Source organism: Paraburkholderia sp. WS6 (assembly GCF_030464835.1).
Classification (GTDB): domain Bacteria; phylum Pseudomonadota; class Gammaproteobacteria; order Burkholderiales; family Burkholderiaceae; genus Paraburkholderia; species Paraburkholderia madseniana.
Window position 1 is genome coordinate 308,858 of sequence record NZ_JALQCK010000003.1, and the last position, 22,662, is coordinate 331,519.

Below are 22,662 nucleotides of genomic sequence, written 5' to 3' on the forward strand. Positions count from 1 at the left end.
AACGCTCAGTGAATCTCCGGCTCGCCGCTTGCATCCGTCCGCGCGCCGCCGCGCTGCAGGAAATCGAAGTCGCAGCCTTTATTCGCCTGCAGCACGTGCACCTGATGCAAGGCGCCATAGCCGCGCGTAAACCGCGGCTCGGGTCTGACCCAGGCGGCCTTGCGGCGCGCCAGTTCTTCCTCCGGCACGAGCATGTTGAGCTTGCGCCGCGGCACGTCCAGCTCGATCAGATCGCCGCTCTGCACCAGCGCAAGCGGGCCGCCGATAAACGACTCCGGCGCGACGTGCAATACGCACGCGCCGTAGCTCGTCCCGCTCATCCGCGCATCCGAGATACGCACCATATCGCGCACGCCCTTTTGCAGCAGTTTCCGCGGGATCGGTAGTTGCCCCCACTCGGGCATGCCTGGCGCCCCCACCGGCCCCGCGTGCTGCAGCACGATCACACAGGTCTCGTCGATGTCGAGCGCTTCGTCGTCGATGCGCGCGGCCATGTCGTTGTAGTCCTTGAACACCACGGCGCGGCCGGTGTGCACGAGCAAGCGCGGCTCGGCGGCACCGGGTTTGATCACGGCGCCGTCGGGCGCGAGATTGCCGCGCAGCACCGCGAGACCGTTATTGGGCAGGAGCGGCGCGCTGCGGCGGCGGATCACCTCGTCGTTGAAAATCGTCGCGCCTTCGAGGTTTTCGCCGAGCGTGCGGCCATTCACCGTTTTCTGCGAGCGGTCGATCAGGTCGCCCAGTTCAGCAAGCATGGCCGGCAATCCGCCCGCGTAGAAAAAGTCCTCCATCAGATACGCGCCGGTCGGACGAACGTTCGCCAGCACCGGCGTGCGGCGCGAGATGTCGTCATAGCGATCAAGCGTCAGTTCGACGCCGGCGCGGCGTGCGAGCGCGATCATATGCACGATCGCGTTGGTCGAACCAGAGAGCGCGAGGCAGGTGGTCACGGCGTTATCGATTGAACCGGCGGTGATCAGGTCGGATGGCTTCAGGTCCTCCCATACCATCTCGACGATACGCATGCCGGTTTTCGCCGCCATCTGCGCGTGCCGCGAATCCACTGCGGGAATGGAGGCAAATCCGGGCAACGTGAAGCCGAGCGCTTCGGCAGCGCTCGTCATGGTCGACGCGGTGCCCATTGTCATGCAGTGACCCGGCGAGCGAGCGATACCGCCTTCGATACCTTGCCAGTCCGCTTCGGTAATTGTGCCCGCGCGCAACTCGGCCCAATACTTCCAACTGTCCGATCCGGAGCCCAGCGTCACGCCGTTCCAGTTGCCGCGCAGCATCGGACCGGCCGGCAGAAAGATCGCCGGCAGATCCATCGAGATCGCGCCCATCAGCAAGGCGGGCGTGGTCTTGTCGCAACCGCCCATCAGCACGACGCCATCGGCAGGATACGAACGCAGCGTCTCCTCGGCTTCCATCGCGAGGAAGTTGCGATAGAGCATCGTGGTGGGCTTCTGGAACGGCTCGGCGAGCGTCTGCACGGGCAGTTCGACCGGAAAGCCACCTGCCTGCCAGATGCCGCGTTTCACTTCCTCGACACGTTGCTTGAAATGCGTGTGGCAAGTATTGATCTCGCTCCATGTGTTGAGGATCGCGATCACCGGTTTGCCCGCGTATTCCTCGCGGCTATAGCCCATTTGCGCGGTACGCGAGCGGTGGCCGAACGAGCGCAGATCGTTTAAGCCGTACCAGCGGTGGCTGCGCAGTTCTTCGGGTTTCTTTCGCTTCGTCAACGTCTTTGCTCCTTCACGCGCGACACGATCTGCGTCGGGCTGACGAATTGCAGCGCGATCAGCACCCAGATCAACGTGATCGCCATGTAGATCATCGCCATCGCGTCGATCGATTGTGGTGCGCGCACGCCGGTTGAAAATACAGCGTAGTACAAGGCGACCACGAGCGTTTGCGTCGCGGGGCCCGCTGTAAAGAAAGTCAGCTCGAACATGCCGATGGTGCGCACCAGTACGAGCAGCCCGGCCGCCAGCATGCCGGGCACCAGCAGGGGCAGCAGCACGTAGCGGAAAAAGCGGAACGTGTTCGCGCCGAAAATGCGCGCCGCCGCTTCGAGATTGGGATCGATCTGCTCGATGAACGGCGTCATCACCAGAATCACGAACGGCAGCGCCGGCACGAGATTCGCAAGGATCACGCCGCTCAAGGTGCCCGCAAGGCCGACTTTGTACATCACGGTTGCCATCGGAATGCCGTATGTCACGGGCGGCACCATCAGGGGCAACAGGAAAATCAGCATCGCCATGCGCTTGCCGCGAAACTGCACGCGGGCGAGCGCATACGCCGCGGGCACGCCGAGTACAACCGACAACACCACCACGGCGCCGACCACTTCGACGGTGACCCACAACACGCTCGCGAGCTGAAAATCGCTCCACGCCTGCGCGTACCAATGCAGCGTGAAACCTTGCGGCAACAAGGTGCCGAACCAGCGGGTCGCCAGCGAATTCACCGCGACTGTCGCAATCAGCAACACCACGTTGACGAGAAAGAACACCATCGCGCCCCACACCAGCACCTGCCAGATGCGGCCCGGCACGCTGGCGCGCTGCTTCACGCGCTTGCTGGGTTGCTGGGCGCCGTCGTTGTTTTCCTTCGACGCGGACCACGAAGGATGCGCGGCGTGGCGATCGCTAGCCATCAGCCTTTGCCTCCCGTCACCGGACCGCTGTAGAAGAAGCGGCGCGCGCCGAGCATCGCGGCGACCACCAGCAGTTGTACGAAGCCCATCACCATTGCGATCGCCGAAGCAAGCGAATAATCGTAGCTTTCGAACGCGGCTTCGGCTGCGGCGATCGACATCACACGCGTCGGGCCGGCGGGCGCACCCAGCAGCACCGCCGATGGAAACACCGAGAACGCCTGCACGAACGACAAACAGGCGGCCATCGTTAATCCAGGGACCAGCAGCGGCAAATAGATCCGACGGAACTGCTGCCACGGGCTCGCGCCGAGCGTGGCGGCAGCGCTCGCGAGCGTCGGATCGATGCCGGTCACGTAGGACAGCGTCAGCAGAAACGCAAACGGAAAACCCGACACGATCAGCGAAATCAGCACGCCCCAGAAGTTATGCGTCAGACGCACTTCATTGGTGTAGAGATGCAATCCTTGCAATGCCTGGGGAAACCAGCCATTCGGGCCGAAATACGTGAGCATGCCGTCGGCGATCAGCACGGTGCCGAGCGTGACAGGAATCACCAGCAGCGTCGTGACGAGTTTCTGATAGGACGAATTGCGGCGCAGCGCAAACGCCACCGGAACCGACACGCCTACATTGATCAGTGTCGCGGGCACGGCGAGCTTGAGCGTGACGAGAATGGTCGGCCACATCGACGTGTCGGTGAAGAACGTCAGATAGTTGCCCCACAGGCCGCCGCCGTTCATCGGCCGGAACGACAGCACTAAACCATACGCAAACGGATAGATGAACAACGCCACGATGAAAATCAAAGCCGGCGCGACCAGCCACACCTTGGCGTCGCGCGGTGCGAGCGGCGGCGACAGCGTGGGCGTGTTCAAGCAGCCTCTCCGTCATAGACGAGCGTACGTGAGGGCGGCACGCGCAGACTGATGCGTTCGCCCTCTTCGAATTCGCCCGCGATGCGCGCCCACAAATCGCCGAACGCGGTCTTCACCCGCAGCAGTGAATCGTGCCCGCCGTATTCCACTGTGTTCACCAACGCGTCAAAGGCGTTTTCCGCGCCGGACGCCGCGAGCTCCATATCCTCGGGGCGCAGCGCGACGCTCACGCGCTTGCTGTTGAAACCGGCCATCGGCGTGCCGATCAGACGCACACCATTCGCGCTCACCGCAACCCCATCGCCTTGCGTGCCTTCGAGCGTGAATTCGGCTACGTTTCGATAGCCCATGAAACGCGCGACGTGCAAGTTTTGCGGCCGCGTGTAGACCTCTTTCGGCGTGCCGATCTGCTGCACCACACCCTCTTTCATCACGACGATGCGATCGGCCATGGAAAGCGCTTCGTCCTGATCGTGCGTCACGTAGAGCGTCGCGCGTTCGAGCTTACTATGGATGCGGCGAATCTCAGCACGCATTTCGATGCGCAGCTTCGTATCGAGATTCGACAGCGGTTCGTCCATCAGAATCAGTGGCGGTTCGATCACGATCGCCCGCGCAATCGCCACCCGCTGCTGCTGACCGCCCGACAGTTGTCCGGGCAGCTTGCGCTCATGACCGACCAGTTGTACGAGCTGCAATGCTTCGCGCACCCGGCGCACTGCCTCGCTCCTACCGACGCCACGCATCTTCAATCCAAAGCCGACGTTATCCAGCACGCTCATATGCGGAAAGAGGGCGTAGTTCTGGAACACCATGCCGAAGCCGCGCTTTTCCGGCGGCAGCACGTCGATGCGTTTATCGTCGAGCCAGATGCCGCCGCTGCTCAAGGGCTGCAAGCCGGCGATGCAATTGAGCGCCGTCGATTTTCCGCAACCCGAAGGTCCGAGCAACGCAATGAACTCGCCACGCTGGATATTCAGATCGAGCCCTTGCAGCGCCGCGACTGCCTGGCCTTCCGCATTCGTGAAACTGCGGCTCACCGAATCGAGCCGCAACTGCTCAAAGTGATGCTTCATGGCGGTTTCCTGATGCGCGTGACGCTCGAATCGCGAAGGCTCAATCGAACAGAGACGCGTGATGCTTCGTGCCGGCTTCCTGCGTGCATGGCACGCGAACCTCTGCGGACCGAATGGGCTCGTGCACGGACTCACTCAGTGGCTACTTGGTCTTCTGCGCGCCGACGTCGCTGTCCCACTTCTTGAAAGCCGCGACCATTGCAGCCGCATTCAGCGGCAAGACATGCGGACGCTCGGCCAGCAGCTTCGCGTACTCGGGCCGACCATATTTCGTCAGCACATCCTGGCTGTGCGCGGGCGCCTGCTCGACACTCACGCCCTTGATCGCCGGCCCGGGATAGAAGTAGCCATCGTCATAGGTCATGGCCTGCTGCGCCGGTTCGAGCATGAAGTTCATCAGCTTGTAGATTACGTCGAGCTTTTCCTTCGGCACACCCTTCGGAATCACCATGAAGTGCGCGTCGTTCACCCACGTCATGTTGTCGAATGCCTGCACGCGGAATTCCGCCGGCACAATGCCGAGCGCGCGCGGGTTGATGTCCCAGCCGGTCACCGTCACGGTCATGTCGCGCGTACCCTCGCCGAGTTCTTTCATCACCGCCGATGTGCCGCCGGGATAGTAAGGAATGCAATCGTTCAATTGCTTGAGGAAAGCCCACGTCTTGTCCCAGCCGTGAATCGGATCTTGCGGATCCTTGTCGCCGAGCACGTAAGGCAGGCCCATCAGGAACGTGCGGCCCGGACCGGAGTTCGCCGGCCGCGCGTAGATCAGCTTGTCCGGATGCGCCTTGCACCATTGCAGAAGTTGCTCAGGCGTTCTGGGCGGATCAGTCACTTTGGCCGGGTTGTATTCAAGCAACGGACCGGCCGGCATATAGGCGACCTCGAGACCGAAGCCTTGTGCCAGGTCCTGCATCTTGCGCGGACCGGGCGCGTATTTGTCGAGCACGCCGGGGAATGCCGCCGCATTGTCCGGCAACAGCTTCATCCAGAGATTCTGTTCGATGCCGGCGGCCAGTGCGTCGGTGCCCGTCAAGACGAGATCGATGTCGGAGCGGCCAGCGGCCTGCATCGCCTTGATCTTGCCGGGCAACTGCGGCGCGGGCGCGTTGGTGAACGTGAGATTGGCGACGAGATTCGGATACTTCGCCTTGAAGGCTTCGAAACCCTTCTGCGTGAGTTGAAGGTCGCCGGCTACGTCGACGATATTTAGCGTTACCGGATCGGCCGCATGCGCGGTGGATCCCAATGCGGCGCTTGCCACGAGACTTACGGACACCAGCCTGAGCGCCAACCTGCCTGAAACAGTCATTGCGTCTCCTCGCTTCTTGGTATGGAAGTCCGCCGGCCAGATGCGCTGCTGGCGGTGTCGCTCTACCAATGGAACATAGCGAAGCGGAACTGCCGATGTCAAGCAAATACTCGCCACCGGGTTTTGCCCGGAAAATTGGCTTTTTTTGCGGGGAATCCTTGTAATTCAACGGTTTGCTCGCGTTATCCAAGGGCAAACCCGGAGTCGGCAAGCAAGTCGGGCAGCTAGTTGTCAAGCAACCTGCACTTGCACTGCGCACTCAGGCTGCCCGCACGCCTTGCGCGCTCACCCGCCCTGGACGCCCTGCGTATTCACATACACCGAATACAAGCCGTGGCTCGCCGCCATGAACAACCGGTTGCGATGGCGTCCGCCGAAGCACACATTCGCGCAGCGCTCCGGCAATGCGATATGGCCGATCGGCTCGCCTTGCGGCGTGAAGACGCGCACGCCGTCGAGTTCGTCGGTGCCCATGCCCCAGCCGCACCAGAGATTGCCGTGTGTGTCGACGCGAAAGCCGTCCGGCGTGCCCGGGCCGGCGTCGATCAGCACGCGGTTGTTCGACGGTACTGCGCGCTCGCCGCTGGCGTCGACATCAAACGCGCGAATCTTGCGCGGCACGCCACGCGATTCGACGATGTACAGCACAGACTCGTCCGGCGAAAACGCGAGGCCATTCGGACCCAGCACGTCGTCGGCGACCATGGTCACCTCGCCCGATTGGCCGTCGATGCGGTAAACACACGCGGGCAGTTCCGACTCCTGCCGCTCGCCCTCATAAAAGCTGTCGATGCCGAAGGTCGGATCGCTAAACCAGATCGAACCGTCCGACTTCACGATCACGTCATTCGGCGAGTTGAAACGCTTGCCGAGGTAACGGTCGGCGAGCACGGTAATCGAACCGTCGTACTCGGTCCGCGTGACGCGCCGCGTCAAGTGCTCGCAGGTCACGAGGCGGCCCTGGCGGTCGCGCGTGTGGCCGTTCGCATTGTTCGACGACTGGCGAAACGTGGTCACCGCGCCGCTAGTTTCATCCCAGCGCAGGATACGGTCATTGGGGATGTCGCTCCACAGCAGATAACGGCCGTCGCCGAACCAGACCGGCCCTTCCGACCAGCGCGCGCCCTGATACAGACACTCGACGGAAGCAGACGCCAGGATCAGCGACCTGAAGCGCGGATCGAGAACGCGAATGGAGGGATCGGGATAGCGTCGGCTGGTGTCGATCATGCGTAGGCTTTGAACGATGGAAGTTGAGGGGGAAAGCGAGTCGAAGCGCGTTGTGTCCTGCACGCCGGCGCGCCGCGCACGCACCTGTAATCGGGGCCGCTGCGAGGTCAATGCGATGCCGGCTTCTGCGCGAACCGACGCTCCAACGCGAGCAGGACCTGCGTCGCATGATCGATCTTCGCATGATGTTCGGGCGGCGTCGAACTGAGTAGCGGCAGGATCGGCCCCATGTCGGCAATCTTCGAGAACGTGACCGCATCGTGCAGCACGCGGATCAGCGAGATTTCGTCACGCAGGGTTTCGAGTGGCAGGAACGCGTCATAGAGACGCTGCGCCTTGTCGGTATCACCGGTTCTGACGGCTTGCAGCAGGGCCATGACCATGCGCGGCGCAATGCATCCCGAACCCGTCGTCCATGCGGCCAGACCGAACTCGCGCAGATGGACGAGCGCAGGCCGCTCGCCCATGCCCGACACGACCTTCGCCGCAGGCACGGATTGCACAAGCCGGCGCAGATACGGATCATCCGCAGGATTGTCGCGGACGATCGCGTATTTGACGGCCAGCAGCGTGCCGCGCTCGATCAATCGCGCGAGCGTGTCGAGCTCCACGTAGTTTTCGCTCTTGATGTACAGGGTGAGCGGCATGCCCGCCGCCTCGGCGACGCGCGTGAGCCCCGCCTCCACGCCTTCGGACGTCGTAAAACCGCTCAGCGGCAACACCATCGCCGTACGGTAGCGGGTTTGCGCAAGGATACGGGCCTGATCGACCATTTTCCCGTAGTCAGGACCGATTGACGGGATTACGCGCGTGCCTCCACCCGCTGCGTCGGCCAGTAGATCCAGCAAGTCCCGATACTCGCTGACGGCCACGTGATAGAGGTTCGCATTGCCGCCGTACAGCAAGGTGCGCACGCCGCCAGCCTCGATGTGGCGGATCAGCGCGCGATTTTCGGCGGCGTCCAGCGTGTAGTCGGCGCGGCGTGCAAGCGGTGGCACAGCTATCACCGACGCGACGAACTCACTGTCGAGAATCGGGGATTCGTTCATGACGCCTCAAACGCACGGGGACTGGGCGTTCAAGTTAGCACTGGGTTCGCAATGTTGTCAAACAACCTGAGTAAGATGTCATCGCGCCATCTTGAGTCGAAGTCGATGCGAAGAAGCCAAAGCCGGCAAAGTCCGGTACGTCGCTTTCGTATGACAATAGACGGCGACAGGCGGGTGTTAGAGAATGGCAAAGGGCCAGGTGGAAATCGTCAATTGGGTAATTAGCGTGGTTTTGTCCGGAATTTCGACACGCACGGTCATTCAAAGTGGTTTGACAATAATGTTGCAAATCAAATGCATCAAAAAGGCCACTACGAGAAAATTACCCACTTTATCGACCCGTGAATGTTAATCAGGTCGAAGAAATCCGATATAAGGAGTAATTCGTTCGCCTGGTTGCAGAACTAGCGCTGGTGGCGTTTCTTTAGAAATCACCCTTGGCTTGCAAAATAATTTTTAGTGATAGATTGTGAAGATAAAAACAGCCGGACGGATCGCCGTACCGCAATTAACCGCAACGGGACGTTTGCGAGTCTGAGAGAACCAAATTGTCGCTACATTTTATCGAGGAAATGGCGCCGCTACTGAACGCCGCAGATGAAGCGGAATGGTTCGGCGCGATCGCGGGCCTGGCCGACACATGGGGCTTCGACAGGCTTTTGATTGCCATGCTGCCGCGCCCGACCATTCGCCTTGAAGACGCCTATGTGCGGAGCACCTACGCACCGGCCTGGCGACGCACCTACGACGAGCAGGGGCTCGTCCATATCGACCCGACTGTCTCGCATTGCGCGACACGCGCCGCGCCGCTGATCTGGTCGCCGGACATTTTTACGACCGCACCGCAGCAGTCGATGTATGAGGAAGCCCGCGCGCACGGCCTGCGCTCCGGTGTGACGTTGCCGATTCATGGGCCGAACCAGGAAGCCGGCATGATGTGCTTCGTCAATGACAGCAATCCGACCGACGCGTTCTGGCGTCACATCAACGTCGCGTTGCCGAATCTGGTGTTATTGCGCGATCTGGTGATCGATACCAGTCAGCGCCATTTGAATACGCACACTCAGACTTTATTGCCCAAGCTGACGCCGCGCGAACGCGAATGTCTGAAATGGACCGCGCGCGGCAAATCCACCTGGGAAATCTCCCATATCCTGAGCTGCTCGGAAGCCGTTGTGAACTTCCACATGAAGAACATCAGGACGAAATTCGGTGTGAATTCGCGGCGCGCGGCGGCCGTGATCGCCACGCAGTTGGGGCTTATTGACCCGGGTTGAGCAAGGCGACGGCGTCGCGGCTGTACAGCACCCGCTCAGCCCGTCCCAGATCGGCGTCGGAAACGGTTTTGGTGAAGTAGAGGCCCAGCAGGATCGACACTGGCGCCGGAATTTCGGCACCCGATTCGAACCGGCTGCCACGCGACTGCGTCACGCCAAAGCGTGCCCAGAAGCGGCGCTGGCTCTCCTTCTTCTTCTTGCGGTAGGCAATGATCAGAACACGATCCACCGCCGATGACGGCTCTGCCGGGCGGGTTTGGACCGAAGGTTGCGCTTGCCAGTGGTTTTCGAGAAGTTCCATTTTTGTGTCCCGTCGGTTGAGGGCTGAGGCTTATCTCGAATTCTGCGTTATCCGATAAGCATGCACACCTATCCAGGTAGGTAGGTGGCGGAAAGATTCAAAATGCATAAGTTTTCTTGCGTATTGGGTACCCCAACACGTTCAGGAGAACGTCATGCAAACAGCAATCCGGATTGGAATGCGGCAGGAATTCGACAACGCGGACATCAACGAGATGTACCGCCTGCGGGCCCGGGTGTTTCACGGGCGGCTCGGGTGGGACATCCCGACCATCGCGGGCATGGAAATCGACGGCTACGACGCGCTCGGGCCGCACTACATGCTGATTCAGGGCGACGATCGGCACGTACGGGGCTGCTGGCGCCTGATGCCGACGGAAGGGCCGAACATGCTGAAGGACACCTTCCCGCAATTGCTCCATGGCGCGGATGCACCGGTCGGGCGGCATATCTGGGAACTGAGCCGGTTTGCGATCGAAACCAGCGGCGAGGAACAGTCGTTCGGCTTTGCCGACCTGACGATGCAGGCGATTCACGAACTCGTGACGTTCGCCGACCGGATGGGCATCACCCGCTATGTCACGGTGACCACCACGCCGATCGAACGGCTCCTGCGCAAGACCGGGATCGACATCAGCCGGCTCGGGTCACCCCTGCAGATCGGCGTGGAACGGGCCGTGGCGCTGGATATCGCGGTCAGTCCGAAGACCCGCACCGCCCTGTTCGGGCCGATGGCTGCCGCCGCCTGACGGCAGGGCACCACTGGGGCCGCGGTTGCGGTGACCCGGTTACCTGATCTTTGCGACCCGCGGCGGAGACACGCGGGATATCAGGAACCGAACATCCGCTCGAGCGCATTCTCGAGATGCGCGCGCATCGCCTTCCCCGCTGCAGGGCCGTCCTTACGGCGGATCGCCTCGAGCACGGCCATATGTTCGGCCTGCACGAGCCGCTGCCGCTCCACCGTTTTCACGAGCGAAAGATTGCGCGACAGATTCATGCTGAACAGAATCTGTTCTTCGATGAACGACATGACCGTGATGAAAAACGGGTTCTTCGAGGCGCGCGCCACCGCCAGGTGGAACATGAAATCGTCCTGCGCGCCGATGCCCCGGGTTTCGATGATGCGTTCCAGTTGGTCCCACGCATGCTGGATCGCGGCGATGTCGTCCGCATCGGCCTTGAGCGCGGCCTGTTCGGCCGCGCCCGCTTCGGTCACGATGCGAAATTCATAACAGCGGCGGATGTCGGACAGCGTTTCGAGCGGCGCGAACCGCCGCACATCCGGGTCCGGCCGCCGCGCGACCGTGGTGCCCGAACCGTGCCGCGTCATGATGATCCCGTCCGCGCGTAAGCGCGCCAAAGCCTCGCGTACAGTGGGCCGCGACGTCGCAAAGCGTTCGGCTAGCGCATGCTCGGTAGGCAGCCGCTCGCCTTCCTTGTACTCGCCTTCAAGAATGCGATTGAGGATGTCGCCGTAGATCTTGTCGGGCAAGCCCGTCGTTTTGCGCTCGTTCATCAGCGGTGCTGAAGCAGCTTGTCTGAGTAGGTCCTGATTGTAAGGCAAACCTGACCCTATCTTGATTTAACATAGGCACCCCGGCTTGACAGGAATGCCGCAAACGCCTGCTGCACGGTGTTTGCCGGGTGACGCGCCGCTATCGCAAAATTTGACAAGTGTTTGATTTACATCCTGACAGGATGCACCTTTTTCAGCGATCATTTACGCTGGTATCGGAGATAAATCGTCAATGAGCCCGGCCGTGCGCAATGGCCGCGGCATCCCAATCCTTCAGACGCGGAGTCGATATGTACACACGCATCCTCGTAGCGGTCGACGGCAGCCACACCTCGCGCCGCGCATTCGAAGCAGCGCTCGCGTTGGCGAAATCCACCGGCGCTGTCATGCAGCCGCTCTACGTCGTCGAAAACACCCCGATGTATTTCGAAGCGCCCGGTTATGACCCGTCCATTCTGCGCAACCGCCTCGTCGAAGAGGGCAAGGAACTCTGCGCGGAATTCGCCCAGGCCATGGCAGCGAAAGGCGTCAAGGGGGAGCTCATCGTGGGCGAAGCCTCCTCGCTCGACGACGTTTCGGTGGTCGTGCTAAAAGCTGCCGCCGACTTCAACGCCGATCTGCTGGTGATGGGCACGCATGGCCGGCGCGGTTTTCAGCGCCTGATTCTCGGCAGCGTCGCAGAGCGCTGCGTGCGTCAGGCGACCTTGCCTGTACTGCTGATCCCCTCCGCGGCCGGCAAGGTCAGTGGAGACGCCTGAACGTGTGGTGACCCACATTGCAAAGCGTGTGCTTGCCGTATCGGGCGGCACGCGCAGCGCTATATCTCCAGAATCAGAGCAGAGCATGCTCGCCACGATACATAGCAGTCCATAACCACAAGCAGCAATGCGAGCGTGACATCGCTCAAGATGCCTAACCGCGCGAACGCGTCATTTTGTCGCTAAACGGGGGGCATGGGCGGTGGGACAATCAGTTGTTACTCTGACAAATGGTTGCAGAACATGCCTACTCCTACCGCTGTGACTCGCTCCGCCGGCGCTGCCGATTCCATTCCGATCCCGTCGCCGGCGCGTGGCGGCCGTCGTGCCGCGCCGGTGAGGGCAACTGCGCGCACCGCCGCTCGTTGTTCGAGTTGTTCGATGCGGGCGCTCTGCATGCCGCAAGGCTTGTCGCCCAAAGAACTAACGAAACTCGAAGCGCTCATTTGCAGCGCGCGCTCCGTGCAGCGCGGCGAAGCGCTGTACCGCAGCGGCGACCGCTTCGACAATATTTACGCCGTGCGTTCCGGCTCCATGAAAACCGTCATGGCCCACCGTGACGGCCGCGAACAGGTCACAGGGTTGCGCCTTGCCGGCGAAGCGCTCGGCCTCGACGGTATCAGCGAAGACGTACATGCATGCAGCGCCGTCGCGCTTGAAGACAGCACCGTGTGTATCGTTCCCTACCCCGCCCTCAAATCCCTGTGCCGTGAAATCAGTTCGATGCAGGACCGCCTGCACAAACTGCTGGGCGAACAGATCGTCCGCGAAGCCGGGCAGATGATGGTGCTCGGCTCCCTTTCGGCGGACGAACGCGTGGCGGCATTTCTGCTCGACGTGTCGGAGCGCAACGCGCAACGCGGCTATTCATCGGCGGAATTCAATTTGCGCATGACGCGCGAGGACATGGGCAGCTACCTCGGCATGACGCTCGAAACCGTGAGCCGCACCCTGTCAAGATTTCAAAAGCGCGGCCTGATCGACACACAAGGCAAACACATCCGGATCGTCGATCTGGAGGGCTTGCAGAAGGTGTAAGCCGTACGCGCAGGACCTGGCCCGCGCCGCCACGTCCCCGGCTATCCGTTTTTTAGCGCGCATTCGTCTTGGCATGGCTCCTGCGAGCGGGTACAGTCTTTAGTCCGTCCCCCGCAAGGAGACCTGGCGAAATGAATCGCGACCCCGCCCCGCATCACCCGCTCGTCCAGCGTCTGATCGACGCGCGTCAGATTACCGACGCATTGTTTTCTATCGTCAAACCCGAATTTCTGTACGAACGGCCGATCCGTGAGCGCCACCGGATCGTGTTTTACGTCGGCCATCTGGAAGCTTTCGATCGTAATCTTTTCGATCAGCGCCTCTGCGATCTGCCGGCATTCGATCCTCACCTCGACCAACTCTTCGCTTTCGGCATCGATCCTGTCGACGGCGGCTTTCCGACCGATCAACCCAGCGACTGGCCCTCGCTCGACGCCGTGCGCGCCTACGGGTTGCGCGCACGCGAGCAGATCGACCGCGAACTCGACGCGCTGAGCGACTCCGCCCGCGTCGGCCGCAAGGGCGCCCATGCTGACGCGTCCGAGCAGTTGCTGAACGTCGCGATCGAGCATCGGCTGATGCATGCCGAAACGCTCGCGTACATGCTGCATCAGTTGCCGCTTGCGCAGAAGGTCACCGGGTTGCGGGAACCGATGCTGACGCGTCCTGAGCCGCGGCCGGCGTTGTCGTCGATGGTCAGCGTGCCGGCTGGCGCAACGGTGCTCGGCATGTCGCGCGAAAGTGGCCATTTCGGCTGGGACAACGAGTTCGGCGAAAAGCGCGTCGACGTGCCGGCGTTCGAGATCGACCGTCATATGGTGACGAACGGCGCGTTTCGGGCGTTTATCGAAGCGGGCGGCTATCGCGAACCGAAGTGGTGGACGGAAAAGGATTGGGCCTGGAAAGAAGCCGAACATATCGAGCATCCCGCCTGCTGGTCGCAGCAAACCGGGAGCGATCAGAACAGCGCATGGATGCTGCGCACGATGTTCGACGAAGTGCCGTTACCGCTCGACTGGCCCGCGTACGTGAGCCACGCCGAAGCCAGCGCTTACGCGCGCTGGGCCGGCAAGACGCTCCCCAGCGAAGCGCAATGGCAACGCGCCACACATTGCGCACCGCACGCCGCATCGGGAAATTTCGATTTTCGTAGCTGGGACCCGCAGCCGGTCGACGCATATCCGGACAACGTCAGCGCGTTCGGCGTGGAAGGTCAATTCGGCAATGGCTGGGAGTGGACCTCAACGGTGTTCGACGCACTGCCGGGTTTTGAAGCGTTTCCGTTTTATCCGGGCTACTCCGCCAACTTTTTCGACGGGCAGCACTACGTGATCAAAGGCGGTTCGGCACGCACCGCGCAATGCATGTTGCGGCCGGCTTTCCGGAACTGGTTTCAACCGCATTACCAATATGTGTACGCGGGCTTTCGGTGTGTGAAGGCGTTGACGAATAAAGCATAAGCTGATACCCAAAATCACCTGTCACCTTAATCCAAAAAAGATCATCTATCGGTTAACTTCACAACCAGAATCAGCTATCGCTTTAAATTTGGCCGCGAACGTTACGCGGTCAAACCGTCGGCCGCCGTCGTACCCAATTGAAAAGACGCTGCTCGGGATTCCCCTGACGGGGACCATAACCCAGAGCCCTTAAGCGCTTCCCTGGTACGCCGCAAGGGCTCGCTTTCTTCAGACGGTTGCTGAGCGCCCAGGCAGCAATGCTTGGGCGGAACGCTATCTTCTGGGCATCGGCTGTGAGCAAACCGCCCAGTTCGGCGAACGCTTCCGACAAAAAAATCCGGCCGAAGCCGCGTTAAGCGTGGGCATCGGCTGTCTACGGATACGGCAAACGGCAAGCATGCTTTCTGCTTTCGCGGGACGGAATTCGGCCGAATTTCAGGCTATTTCGGACATATTCCTTGATAAGGTCAACTCTGTTTTTCATTAATTGAAAGGATAGTTAATTGTCAGGTGTCGCATATCGGACACGATCTGTATTTCAACTTTTTACATTATTGTTTTACGCGATTAGTCTCTCTGCATGAGGATTGACGTCCAACGCAGGAGATGAGATGAAACGCACCACCTTTTCGATAATTTCGCTGGCCGCGCTCACGTCCGCCGGCGCCGCGCATGCGCAAAGCAGCGTGACCTTGTACGGCACGATCGACACGTCGCTGACCTACGTGCACAACGCACAGGGCGACAAGAATCTCTGGGCTCTCGGTAACAGTAGTGCAGGCAATCTGTCGGGTACACGTTGGGGCCTCAAGGGAACGGAAGATCTTGGCGCCGGCCTGAAGGCCATCTTCCAGCTCGAAAACGGTTTCGATCCGAGCACCGGCAAACTGGGGCAAGGCAGCCGGCTATTCGGGCGGCAGGCCTACGTCGGTTTGACGAGCGATTCGCTGGGTTCCGTGACGCTCGGCCGCCAGTACGATCCGCTGATCGATCTCGTACAGGGCATCACCGAGGACAACTATTTCGGCAGCGCATTCGCAACCGCGGGCGACGTCGACAATTACGACAACAGCTTCCGCGTGAACAACGCGGTCAAGTACACGTCGCCGGTCTGGTCGGGTCTGCAGTTTGAAGCGATGTACTCGTTCGGCGGCATTGCGGGCAGCACCGGCTCGGAGCAATCGTATTCGGCGGCGGCCGCCTATAACAATGGCCCGATCGCCCTCGCCGCCGGTTACTTCTATGCAGCGAACAGTCCAGCGTCGGCGGGCCCACGCAGTCCGACAGCGGGTTGGAACAGCACGTCGGACGGTACGTTCGATGGCCCGATCAACAGTGGATACCAGACCGCACACTCGCTCGGGATTGCCCGCGTCGCAGGCCAATATACGCTTGGGCAGTTCACGCTCGGGGCCGCCTACAGCAACTCGCAGTACCGCCGCGACAGCGCTTCGGTGTTCGCTTCGAACGAGAAGTACAACACGGGTCAGGGATTCGTGAACTATCAAGCCACCAAGGCCCTTCTGGTCGGCCTGGGCTACAGCTATACAAAATCGAGTGGCGATACCTCCGCGACGTATCACCAGGTCTCGCTCGGCGCTGACTATTCCCTTTCGAAGCGCACCGATGTGTATGTGACCGCCGCCTATCAGCATGCGAGCGGCGAAACCGGCAATGGCACAGGCGGCACAACGGCGGCGCAAGCCTCGATCGGCTCGTACGGATACGCAGGCACCAGCAGGCAGGAAATGGTCAACCTCGGCCTGCGTCACAAGTTCTAGAAGACCTGTTGCATGTGCCGGGCATGCAACGAAACGGGCCAGTTCTGGGAATGGGGGCGCGCAGCGGTGCTGCGCGCTCAGAGGACGATGCTCGGCGACCGGATGGGGCGCCAGCGGCTCGTCCCACCTGACTGTTTAATGGGTGCCGAAGTAAATCGGCTTCGTGCCATCATGGGCTGCGGGGCGGGCGGCTGCGGGGGCACCGGATGCCGACGAACCGCTGACCACTCCACCCAGTCCACTGGTGTCAGCTACGGGGACCTGTGCGGTCGCATTTTTCGCATTTTGTGCCGCCACGCGAGCCTCTGCGGCCTGGATGTCGGCCGGATAGTCGGTATCGTCGGCATTAGCCGGGTTGTAGCCTGCCTTTTCGAGCTGGACAAGCTCGGCGCGCACTTGCGCACGCGTCACAGGCGCGTTCGATTGCTGGGCGAACGATACGACCGGCGCGGCCAAAGCCGAAGCGAGAACGACGGCGGGAATGAGTGCTTTCATCATGGCGGCTCCAATTCACAGTTTACTTAGTATTCCAAAATACAGTACGGCAAGTTTCCACTTTTGGAACGTCCCGTCGCACGAGTTGCATGGATCTCCTTGATCCTTGTCAACCGTCCGGCGTGTACTGGTTAAACCACGACAAAGTCCGTTTTATTCCCGATTAGCAACTCGAGGCCGCTGAAATCGGGGGTCACTCGTTTTCAGTGCAATAAACGACGGTGCGCAAAGCCCGTAAGGACGCGGAGGCCGGTAGCGACGCACGCCCTCTCGCTGGGAACCAGCACTCGCTATCACCGCGACGATCGGCGGCTACGACCCGTGCGCGGTCGCCGATTGCGGCTCGAACCAATTTGTACTTCAATCCGCTGTCATGCGAAGACGACGGAGTAGTTCCGCCCCAGCTGGCGTTACCCGAAATCTGCCATCGTCGAAAGCCGTAGGTACAATTTCGACGAGCCTCGCTTCTTGAAGAGCGATTGCATCTGGATCACCAGGTGCGACCTGGTTGGGCGCATCGAGCAGTAGAAACAGAATGGCGATCTCATGGTGACTCAGCAGCGATTTCATCATCGACCTCAGGCATACACGAGTACTGGACAGGGAGCGCATCGGCGCGACGAACAACTTGGGTTTCGAATGACTTACATGTTGCGGCGAATCCGACGTGGCGCCCGTCAGAACGCTGTTCATCGACTTTACGGAGCCCGTCTAACTACGTTTATGAAGTTCGGTTTGGCATTAGCGGGCCGCGATCGATACTAATGTGTTCAGGCACTTCGCTTTGCGGAATCATGTCACCGGTATTAAATGGCGGTGGACGTGTGTTTGGCTTGAATACGGAGTCGCCTTTGCGTATCGCTGTGCGGGTGGACCTGCTCTCGAGCATCGCGGTGCTCTCCTGTCTCCAACCACGCGCCGGATCGGCGCATTTCGTTCATGCACCGCGAATTTGCAGGCGGACCGTCTGCTCGATCGCTGGCATGCTCTCCCAGCCTATACCGAAGTCGCTCGAAATTTATTCCAGCTTCGAACTGAAGAAAATGAATGCGAATATCGCCGCTCTGGCGATGGTCCTACGGTTAGATCTACCGCGAGTTGAAGTACCCAGTGATTCTTACCGCCATCACAGTGCCACCAGAAAAACATCGAGGGACGCATGACGAACGACGACCGAACCTGCGGCACTGCGGCGGCAGGACCGCAAACCGAAGCGTTTGAAGGACACGGTCCACGCCTACGCACCGCCCTCACCTGCACGGCACGGGCCGACGCGGGCATGCTCGCCACCGAACGTCGGCGTACCGAGCTTGCTGATGATCGGCACCGCAGCTCCGCTACGCTGCAAGCCGACGACCCGTCAATGCCGGCCGTGCAATCGCAGGCGGAAATACACACCAGCAGCCGTCATCGTGCCGAAAGAAGAAAATCGCATGCGAACCGCTTGGGGCCAAGGCCTCGACGCGCACATAGCGTCTCCTCTCGCAACCAGTACGGCCGAATTGAATTACGCGGAGCCGCGTCGTCGGTGTCGGCGTAAGCCATTTTTCTACCAGGAACCGCAGGGACTTCTCGGCGATGTTCATGTTCGCCTCCTTCCATTTCTGCCGCAGCTCACGACGATCAGCTATCGGTAGCGGAACCCTGCGACCTGCGGATCGTGCTGCGTACACTAAGCTAACCACGCCAGCGTCCGCTTTATTCCCGAGCATCGAACGTGGCGGCATGCCGCGATTTCGAGCGCGCCTGTGCAACTTGCCCGAGTTTTTGCGAGTTTTCTTGATCAGAGCCAAACCGGTCCGGATGCGGCTTCCCGTTGGACGGACAGTCGAATGGCGGGAATAAAGGTGCGTCGTTTCAAGTGCAACAGTGAGATCAAGGGGAACCGAAGTGCGATCAATTGAGCCAATGCGACCAGTTCGTTGATTGGTGTGGCTTTCGGCCACCGAGGGGGTTGATAATCATTGAAAGGCCTCCTGGTCGCCCAGAGAAGGGGGCGGCCAGGGTCTAGAGTTGGGATGCAACGCTCAACCGACCCGTTCAGGAGGCTGAAATGAAGTTTAGCGGAATTGATCTGCACTCGAACAACGCCGTGGTCGCCGTGATCGACGACCAGGATCGGGTGCTGTACTGCAAGCGGCTGACCAATGATCTCAGACTGATTTTGGCAGCGCTCGCGCCTTATCAGGCTGAGCTAGAGGGAGTGGTGGTGGAGGCGACGTTCAACTGGTACTGGCTCGTTGACGGACTGATGGCTGCCGGCTTCGCCGTCCATCTGGCCAATACCGCAGCGATCAAGCAGTACGAAGGCCTGAAGTATGCCGGCGATGAACGTGACGCGGTGTTCCTGGCTCACATCTTCCGTCTTGGACTGCTACCTGAAGGCTATATCTACCCCCCACAGGAACGCGCGTTGCGCGATCTCGCCCGCAAGCGGTTGCAACTTGTGCAGCAACGAACGCTGCACATCCTGAGTATTGAGAGCCTGCTGGCCAGACAGATCAACCTGCGGATGAACGGCGAACACATCCAGCGAATGGACGATGCAGCGGTACACGCACTTGCGCTACCGCCGCATGTCGAGCGCGCGATGATGGCCAACATGGCGGTGCTGCGCACGGTGCGCAGCGAAATTACTGCGCTTGAGACAATCCTGCATCAGGAGGCACGGCTACGTCCCGAATTCGAGACCCTGAAGAGCACGCCCGGCATCGGCAACGTGCTCGCTGCCACGATCATGCTTGAGACCGGTACCATCACGCGGTTTGCCGACGTCGGCCATTTCAGTTCCTATTGCCGATGCGTTGACAGCAAGCGGATCTCGAACGGCAAGAAAAAGGGCGAAGGCAACGTCAAGAACGGCAACAAGTATTTGGCCTGGGCGTTCATCGAAGCCGCCGCAGTGGCGCTGCGTTGCTGCCCGCAGGCAAGACGATTTTATGAACGCAAGAAGGCAAAGCGCTTGCCGGTTGTCGCGATGAAGGCACTCGCGCACAAGCTGGCGCGAGCGGCCTATTACATGATGCGTGACGGCAAACCCTTCGAGGTTAAACGATGCTTTAGCTAAGTTTGGCGGGGGGCCGAGAGCCCGGTAAAGTTGTTGGCGTCAAACCATTGAGTTGATTGAGCCCGACCCCCGGCCATCCCGATGCAGCGAACCCTGAGACGCCCAGGCCATGAGCCGACAGCAGTCTGGTGCCCGCACGCGGGCAACCATGGAATTGATGTGTACTCCTTTGGACATTGGTCTGGCACCGACGATTTTCTGGAGCTCGAATGAGCCAGGGGCGACGGCCAGAACACCGGCACTCGCCTTGATCCCGATGGGTGACTGGTGCGGATCAGTTCCGTAGCCAGACGATGAGAAACCGGACGCGTCATCAAGCTTCGCATCACCAGGATGGCTAAAACGATTCTACAACGCTGCAAGGCCTGACCCTTGAGGGGATAGATATATCCCTTTACTCCGGCCTTTCAATGGTTGCATCTTTAGTTCGATTGACAGCGGTGTTCGGCAGCCTCGACTAAACCGCGGTGCGCTGTCTGGCGCGAGGAGAGGCCCGCGGCAGACAGCGTGTTTCGCCGGATCGACTAGAACATCGTGTTGTCGTTGGCCGACTGCTCGGGCACGGGTTGAATCACATCCCAGTGCTCGGCGACCTTGCCATGCTCGACGCGGAAGATATCCACGATGGCGTTGCCGCGGTCTTGCGGGTTGCTGGTCGAGTGAACATGCAGAAAGACGAGATCGCCGTCGGTCGCACTGCGCACGATGGCCGAACGGGCATCGGGGGCATGCTTGAAGTATTCGGTAAAGAAGCTGATGAACGGCGCGGACCCGGTTGGCACATGCGGATTGTGCTGAATGTAATTCGGTGCGAGCACGGTGCTAGCAGTCCTGAGATCGTGCCTGTTGAACACCGCATCGTAGAAGTTCACGACTAGCGCGCGGTTGCGCTCTTCCTGGGCAATATCGCGAGCGGCCGGATGAACCGGCGCGACGCTATCTTCGGCGCGGGCCACATGGCTTGCGATCAGCACAAAGAAAGCAGCAGTGGCTGCCGCGCGCTGGAGCAAGGAGGTTCTGTTTGGCATGACGGTCCCATTCTTTTCGTTGAAAGCCGGCGGCTGCAAGGACTTTAGCATCCGCAGGTGGCGGCGACGAGACGGATCTTGCCGGCGCATCGGCGCTCCCGCGCCGAATCGCTTGCTGCATTGCAACCGCGTCGCCATACCATCTGCGCCGGCCGCAACCATTAAGGATAGGGAATGTGTGACAACCTCTCCTCTCCAGCCGTCTCGATGCGCACATTCTTAACTACCTTGCTACATCGTGTCGATTCGGAATCCGTTCGATACGTAGAGGGCGCGTTCCTGCACTGACGGTGTCCATCGTTCACGCCGTCAGGCCGCCCCACGCTGCTGCGCCGCAAATATCCCCTTTTTCAGACCAGTTCCTCTTTTACTGTCGCCTCGTCAGCTTTCCGCATTGGCGGCTTGTAGCCAATCGACACCCGGCTACGGTCTCCCGACACCGCGAAGCCCGCAGACATTCTGCGACTTCACAAGCCTGGCGAACTCAGGCAGTGGGAATAAATCTCCAATCGGGCAGGTACTCCCTACTGAAGGCGCCGGTTTCTTCCCAGGCGATCCGGCCGCTCAGCTTGCTGATTCGCTTGCGAGAATCTCATGTCGTCACCGAACCCATCCGATCCTTCACGTCGCAGGGCCTTGAGGTGCATTGCCTATGGCGGACTCGGAACGCTGTTCACGCTTTCCGGCGGCGTGCTCACGCCCATCGACCTGGCCATAGCGCAGGAAAAGAACGGACAGTCCGTGGACATAGGCAAACCGTTGTTCCTGCAGATCAGCGACACACACATCGGGTTCAACAATGAAGCCAACCCTGATGTGTCGGGAGCACTCAAGCAGACCATCGATCTCGTCAAGAGCATGCCCACGAAACCTGCTCTGGCCATTCATACAGGCGATATCACCCGCCTCTCGAAAGCTCAGGAGTTCGACCTCGCATCCCAACTCCTGTTCGAATTAACGGTCCCGGAACTTCATACCGTCCCGGGCGATCACGACGCAACGGATGATTCCAGCGCGGAATATTTCTGCCGCTTTGGCAAGGCCTCGGATAACAGAGGCTATTACAGCTTCGACCGTGACGGTGTTCATTTCATCAATCGTCAACGTCATGCATCTCTCCATGGCAGAGGCAACATCACCTTCCATACGGCTCGCTCCACTGCCTTTCCTCAACCTACCGCCGGGAATGGCCCAGGCCCGGTACCGCTGACGGTTGCGCGCGACCAGTCGCCAAGAATGCTTGGCGTGACGACCGTCTCGTTCGCCGGCCATCCCGGTGTCGCCCCGCTTCACGATTCAGCAACTGCATAAGCTTCGAGGAGATCATTGTGAAAAATCATTCGTTACCGAAATCCGTATTTGCGGTCGTGTTCTGCCTGGTAGCGTCCGGAGCTACAGTCACGGCGTCCGCACAAAGCGCGAGCGACTCTCTCGTGACGATAAAGAATTTGATGTTTTCGCCCTCGTCCGACACGATCAAGGCCGGCACGACGATCACGTGGATGAATCTCGATGCGGAGCCGCACACGATAGTCCACGACGTAGGCGCCTTTGACGTGGGCCTCTTTCATTCGTATGACCTCGATCAAGACGACACGTTTTCGTACAAGTTCGACAAGCCCGGGATCTACAAGGTCTATTGTGGGGACCACCCCGACATGAAGGAAACGATCACGGTTCAATGACTCGAACTACTGTGGTCTGAGCCGAGTAACGCCATGCATATCTG

At 60.3% G+C, this 22,662-nt stretch carries 21 protein-coding genes; 9 read left to right on the top strand and 12 right to left on the bottom strand.

What is annotated here, in order from left to right; all coding sequences use genetic code 11:
• Positions 1-5: 5 nt before the first annotated feature.
• The 7 genes from araD to M0D64_RS05805 all read right to left on the bottom strand — a co-directional run bounded on the left by araD (position 6) and on the right by M0D64_RS05805 (position 8,210).
• On the bottom strand, positions 6-1,745 hold the full coding sequence (gene araD, locus M0D64_RS05775; RefSeq protein WP_266256945.1) for an L-arabinonate dehydratase: 1,740 nt from the start codon (positions 1,743-1,745) through the stop codon (positions 6-8).
• Positions 1,742-2,665, bottom strand: coding sequence for an ABC transporter permease (locus M0D64_RS05780; RefSeq protein WP_266256946.1), 924 nt, complete (start codon positions 2,663-2,665; stop codon positions 1,742-1,744). The genes araD and M0D64_RS05780 overlap by 4 nt, the downstream gene beginning before the upstream one ends.
• A complete protein-coding gene (locus M0D64_RS05785) occupies positions 2,665-3,543 on the bottom strand; it encodes an ABC transporter permease (RefSeq protein WP_266256947.1) in 879 nt (292 codons plus the stop codon). Before M0D64_RS05785 ends, M0D64_RS05780 begins: the two co-directional genes overlap by 1 nt.
• Complete coding sequence (locus tag M0D64_RS05790; RefSeq protein ID WP_266256948.1) at positions 3,540-4,619, bottom strand: ABC transporter ATP-binding protein; 1,080 nt, start codon at positions 4,617-4,619, stop codon at positions 3,540-3,542. The genes M0D64_RS05785 and M0D64_RS05790 overlap by 4 nt, the downstream gene beginning before the upstream one ends.
• A 142-nt stretch (positions 4,620-4,761) precedes the next feature.
• Complete coding sequence (locus M0D64_RS05795) at positions 4,762-5,931, bottom strand: extracellular solute-binding protein (RefSeq protein WP_171928741.1); 1,170 nt, start codon at positions 5,929-5,931, stop codon at positions 4,762-4,764.
• Between the two features lie 285 nt (positions 5,932-6,216).
• On the bottom strand, positions 6,217-7,161 hold the full coding sequence (locus M0D64_RS05800; RefSeq protein ID WP_266256949.1) for an SMP-30/gluconolactonase/LRE family protein: 945 nt from the start codon (positions 7,159-7,161) through the stop codon (positions 6,217-6,219).
• A gap of 107 nt (positions 7,162-7,268) precedes the next feature.
• Positions 7,269-8,210 (bottom strand): dihydrodipicolinate synthase family protein, encoded by a 942-nt coding sequence (locus M0D64_RS05805; protein ID WP_266256950.1) that lies wholly within the window; start codon positions 8,208-8,210, stop codon positions 7,269-7,271.
• Positions 8,211-8,782: 572 nt separating this feature from the next.
• Here M0D64_RS05805 and M0D64_RS05810 point away from each other — a divergent pair.
• Positions 8,783-9,487, top strand: a complete 705-nt coding sequence (locus tag M0D64_RS05810) for a LuxR family transcriptional regulator (RefSeq protein WP_154559220.1) — start codon at positions 8,783-8,785, stop codon at positions 9,485-9,487.
• Here M0D64_RS05810 and M0D64_RS05815 read toward each other — a convergent pair.
• Positions 9,471-9,788, bottom strand: a complete 318-nt coding sequence (locus M0D64_RS05815; protein WP_154559127.1) for an XRE family transcriptional regulator — start codon at positions 9,786-9,788, stop codon at positions 9,471-9,473. The genes M0D64_RS05810 and M0D64_RS05815 overlap by 17 nt on opposite strands.
• A 154-nt stretch (positions 9,789-9,942) precedes the next feature.
• Between M0D64_RS05815 and M0D64_RS05820 the strand changes: the two genes are divergently transcribed.
• The gene (locus M0D64_RS05820) at positions 9,943-10,536 is read left to right on the top strand and encodes an acyl-homoserine-lactone synthase (RefSeq protein ID WP_093637295.1); all 594 of its coding nucleotides are present in this window, start codon (positions 9,943-9,945) and stop codon (positions 10,534-10,536) included.
• Between the two features lie 80 nt (positions 10,537-10,616).
• Here M0D64_RS05820 and M0D64_RS05825 read toward each other — a convergent pair whose 3' ends face one another.
• Positions 10,617-11,306 (bottom strand): FadR/GntR family transcriptional regulator, encoded by a 690-nt coding sequence (locus M0D64_RS05825; RefSeq protein WP_054040669.1) that lies wholly within the window; start codon positions 11,304-11,306, stop codon positions 10,617-10,619.
• Between the two features lie 290 nt (positions 11,307-11,596).
• Here M0D64_RS05825 and M0D64_RS05830 point away from each other — a divergent pair, with 290 nt between their 5' ends.
• From M0D64_RS05830 to M0D64_RS05845, 4 genes are all read left to right on the top strand, one after another.
• Positions 11,597-12,064, top strand: coding sequence for a universal stress protein (locus tag M0D64_RS05830; RefSeq protein ID WP_171928738.1), 468 nt, complete (start codon positions 11,597-11,599; stop codon positions 12,062-12,064).
• 381 nt (positions 12,065-12,445) lie between these two features.
• The gene (locus M0D64_RS05835) at positions 12,446-13,102 is read left to right on the top strand and encodes a helix-turn-helix domain-containing protein (RefSeq protein ID WP_154559129.1); all 657 of its coding nucleotides are present in this window, start codon (positions 12,446-12,448) and stop codon (positions 13,100-13,102) included.
• A gap of 131 nt (positions 13,103-13,233) precedes the next feature.
• Positions 13,234-14,562: an SUMF1/EgtB/PvdO family nonheme iron enzyme gene (locus M0D64_RS05840; RefSeq protein WP_266256951.1), complete on the top strand. Its 1,329-nt coding sequence runs from the start codon at positions 13,234-13,236 to the stop codon at positions 14,560-14,562.
• 611 nt (positions 14,563-15,173) lie between these two features.
• The gene (locus tag M0D64_RS05845) at positions 15,174-16,343 is read left to right on the top strand and encodes a porin (protein WP_266241464.1); all 1,170 of its coding nucleotides are present in this window, start codon (positions 15,174-15,176) and stop codon (positions 16,341-16,343) included.
• A 135-nt stretch (positions 16,344-16,478) separates the two neighbouring features.
• Here M0D64_RS05845 and M0D64_RS05850 read toward each other — a convergent pair whose 3' ends face one another.
• Together M0D64_RS05850 and M0D64_RS05855 are read right to left on the bottom strand one after the other, a co-directional pair.
• Positions 16,479-16,838, bottom strand: coding sequence for a DUF4148 domain-containing protein (locus M0D64_RS05850; RefSeq protein WP_266241532.1), 360 nt, complete (start codon positions 16,836-16,838; stop codon positions 16,479-16,481).
• A 1,337-nt stretch (positions 16,839-18,175) separates the two neighbouring features.
• On the bottom strand, positions 18,176-18,424 hold the full coding sequence (locus tag M0D64_RS05855) for a hypothetical protein (RefSeq protein WP_171925974.1): 249 nt from the start codon (positions 18,422-18,424) through the stop codon (positions 18,176-18,178).
• A 467-nt stretch (positions 18,425-18,891) separates the two neighbouring features.
• On the opposite strand from M0D64_RS05855, the gene M0D64_RS05860 reads away from it, so the two are divergent.
• Positions 18,892-19,905 (top strand): IS110 family transposase, encoded by a 1,014-nt coding sequence (locus M0D64_RS05860; RefSeq protein ID WP_266256952.1) that lies wholly within the window; start codon positions 18,892-18,894, stop codon positions 19,903-19,905.
• Positions 19,906-20,429: 524 nt separating this feature from the next.
• On the opposite strand, the gene M0D64_RS05865 is transcribed toward M0D64_RS05860, so the two are convergent.
• On the bottom strand, positions 20,430-20,933 hold the full coding sequence (locus tag M0D64_RS05865) for a nuclear transport factor 2 family protein (RefSeq protein ID WP_266241462.1): 504 nt from the start codon (positions 20,931-20,933) through the stop codon (positions 20,430-20,432).
• Positions 20,934-21,527: 594 nt separating this feature from the next.
• Between M0D64_RS05865 and M0D64_RS05870 the strand changes: the two genes are divergently transcribed.
• Together M0D64_RS05870 and M0D64_RS05875 are read left to right on the top strand one after the other, a co-directional pair.
• On the top strand, positions 21,528-22,244 hold the full coding sequence (locus M0D64_RS05870; protein ID WP_266256953.1) for a metallophosphoesterase: 717 nt from the start codon (positions 21,528-21,530) through the stop codon (positions 22,242-22,244).
• 65 nt (positions 22,245-22,309) lie between these two features.
• Positions 22,310-22,618, top strand: coding sequence for a plastocyanin/azurin family copper-binding protein (locus M0D64_RS05875; protein ID WP_154559223.1), 309 nt, complete (start codon positions 22,310-22,312; stop codon positions 22,616-22,618).
• Positions 22,619-22,662 lie beyond the last annotated feature (44 nt).

Bases quoted from the DNA above. Each gene is read 5' to 3' on its own strand.
- M0D64_RS05855 (WP_171925974.1), bottom strand. From the start codon at position 18,424: ATGAACATCGCCGAGAAGTCCCTGCGGTTCCTGGTAGAAAAATGGCTT.
- M0D64_RS05865 (WP_266241462.1), bottom strand. From the start codon at position 20,933: ATGCCAAACAGAACCTCCTTGCTCCAGCGCGCGGCAGCCACTGCTGCT.
- M0D64_RS05810 (WP_154559220.1), top strand. From the start codon at position 8,783: ATGGCGCCGCTACTGAACGCCGCAGATGAAGCGGAATGGTTCGGCGCG.
- M0D64_RS05860 (WP_266256952.1), top strand. From the start codon at position 18,892: ATGAAGTTTAGCGGAATTGATCTGCACTCGAACAACGCCGTGGTCGCC.
- M0D64_RS05820 (WP_093637295.1), top strand. From the start codon at position 9,943: ATGCAAACAGCAATCCGGATTGGAATGCGGCAGGAATTCGACAACGCG.
- M0D64_RS05805 (WP_266256950.1), bottom strand. From the start codon at position 8,210: ATGAACGAATCCCCGATTCTCGACAGTGAGTTCGTCGCGTCGGTGATA.
- M0D64_RS05815 (WP_154559127.1), bottom strand. From the start codon at position 9,788: ATGGAACTTCTCGAAAACCACTGGCAAGCGCAACCTTCGGTCCAAACC.
- M0D64_RS05800 (WP_266256949.1), bottom strand. From the start codon at position 7,161: ATGATCGACACCAGCCGACGCTATCCCGATCCCTCCATTCGCGTTCTC.
- M0D64_RS05845 (WP_266241464.1), top strand. From the start codon at position 15,174: ATGAAACGCACCACCTTTTCGATAATTTCGCTGGCCGCGCTCACGTCC.
- M0D64_RS05830 (WP_171928738.1), top strand. From the start codon at position 11,597: ATGTACACACGCATCCTCGTAGCGGTCGACGGCAGCCACACCTCGCGC.
- M0D64_RS05795 (WP_171928741.1), bottom strand. From the start codon at position 5,931: ATGACTGTTTCAGGCAGGTTGGCGCTCAGGCTGGTGTCCGTAAGTCTC.
- M0D64_RS05780 (WP_266256946.1), bottom strand. From the start codon at position 2,665: ATGGCTAGCGATCGCCACGCCGCGCATCCTTCGTGGTCCGCGTCGAAG.
- M0D64_RS05840 (WP_266256951.1), top strand. From the start codon at position 13,234: ATGAATCGCGACCCCGCCCCGCATCACCCGCTCGTCCAGCGTCTGATC.
- M0D64_RS05850 (WP_266241532.1), bottom strand. From the start codon at position 16,838: ATGAAAGCACTCATTCCCGCCGTCGTTCTCGCTTCGGCTTTGGCCGCG.
- M0D64_RS05825 (WP_054040669.1), bottom strand. From the start codon at position 11,306: ATGAACGAGCGCAAAACGACGGGCTTGCCCGACAAGATCTACGGCGAC.
- M0D64_RS05835 (WP_154559129.1), top strand. From the start codon at position 12,446: ATGCGGGCGCTCTGCATGCCGCAAGGCTTGTCGCCCAAAGAACTAACG.
- M0D64_RS05870 (WP_266256953.1), top strand. From the start codon at position 21,528: ATGTCGTCACCGAACCCATCCGATCCTTCACGTCGCAGGGCCTTGAGG.
- M0D64_RS05790 (WP_266256948.1), bottom strand. From the start codon at position 4,619: ATGAAGCATCACTTTGAGCAGTTGCGGCTCGATTCGGTGAGCCGCAGT.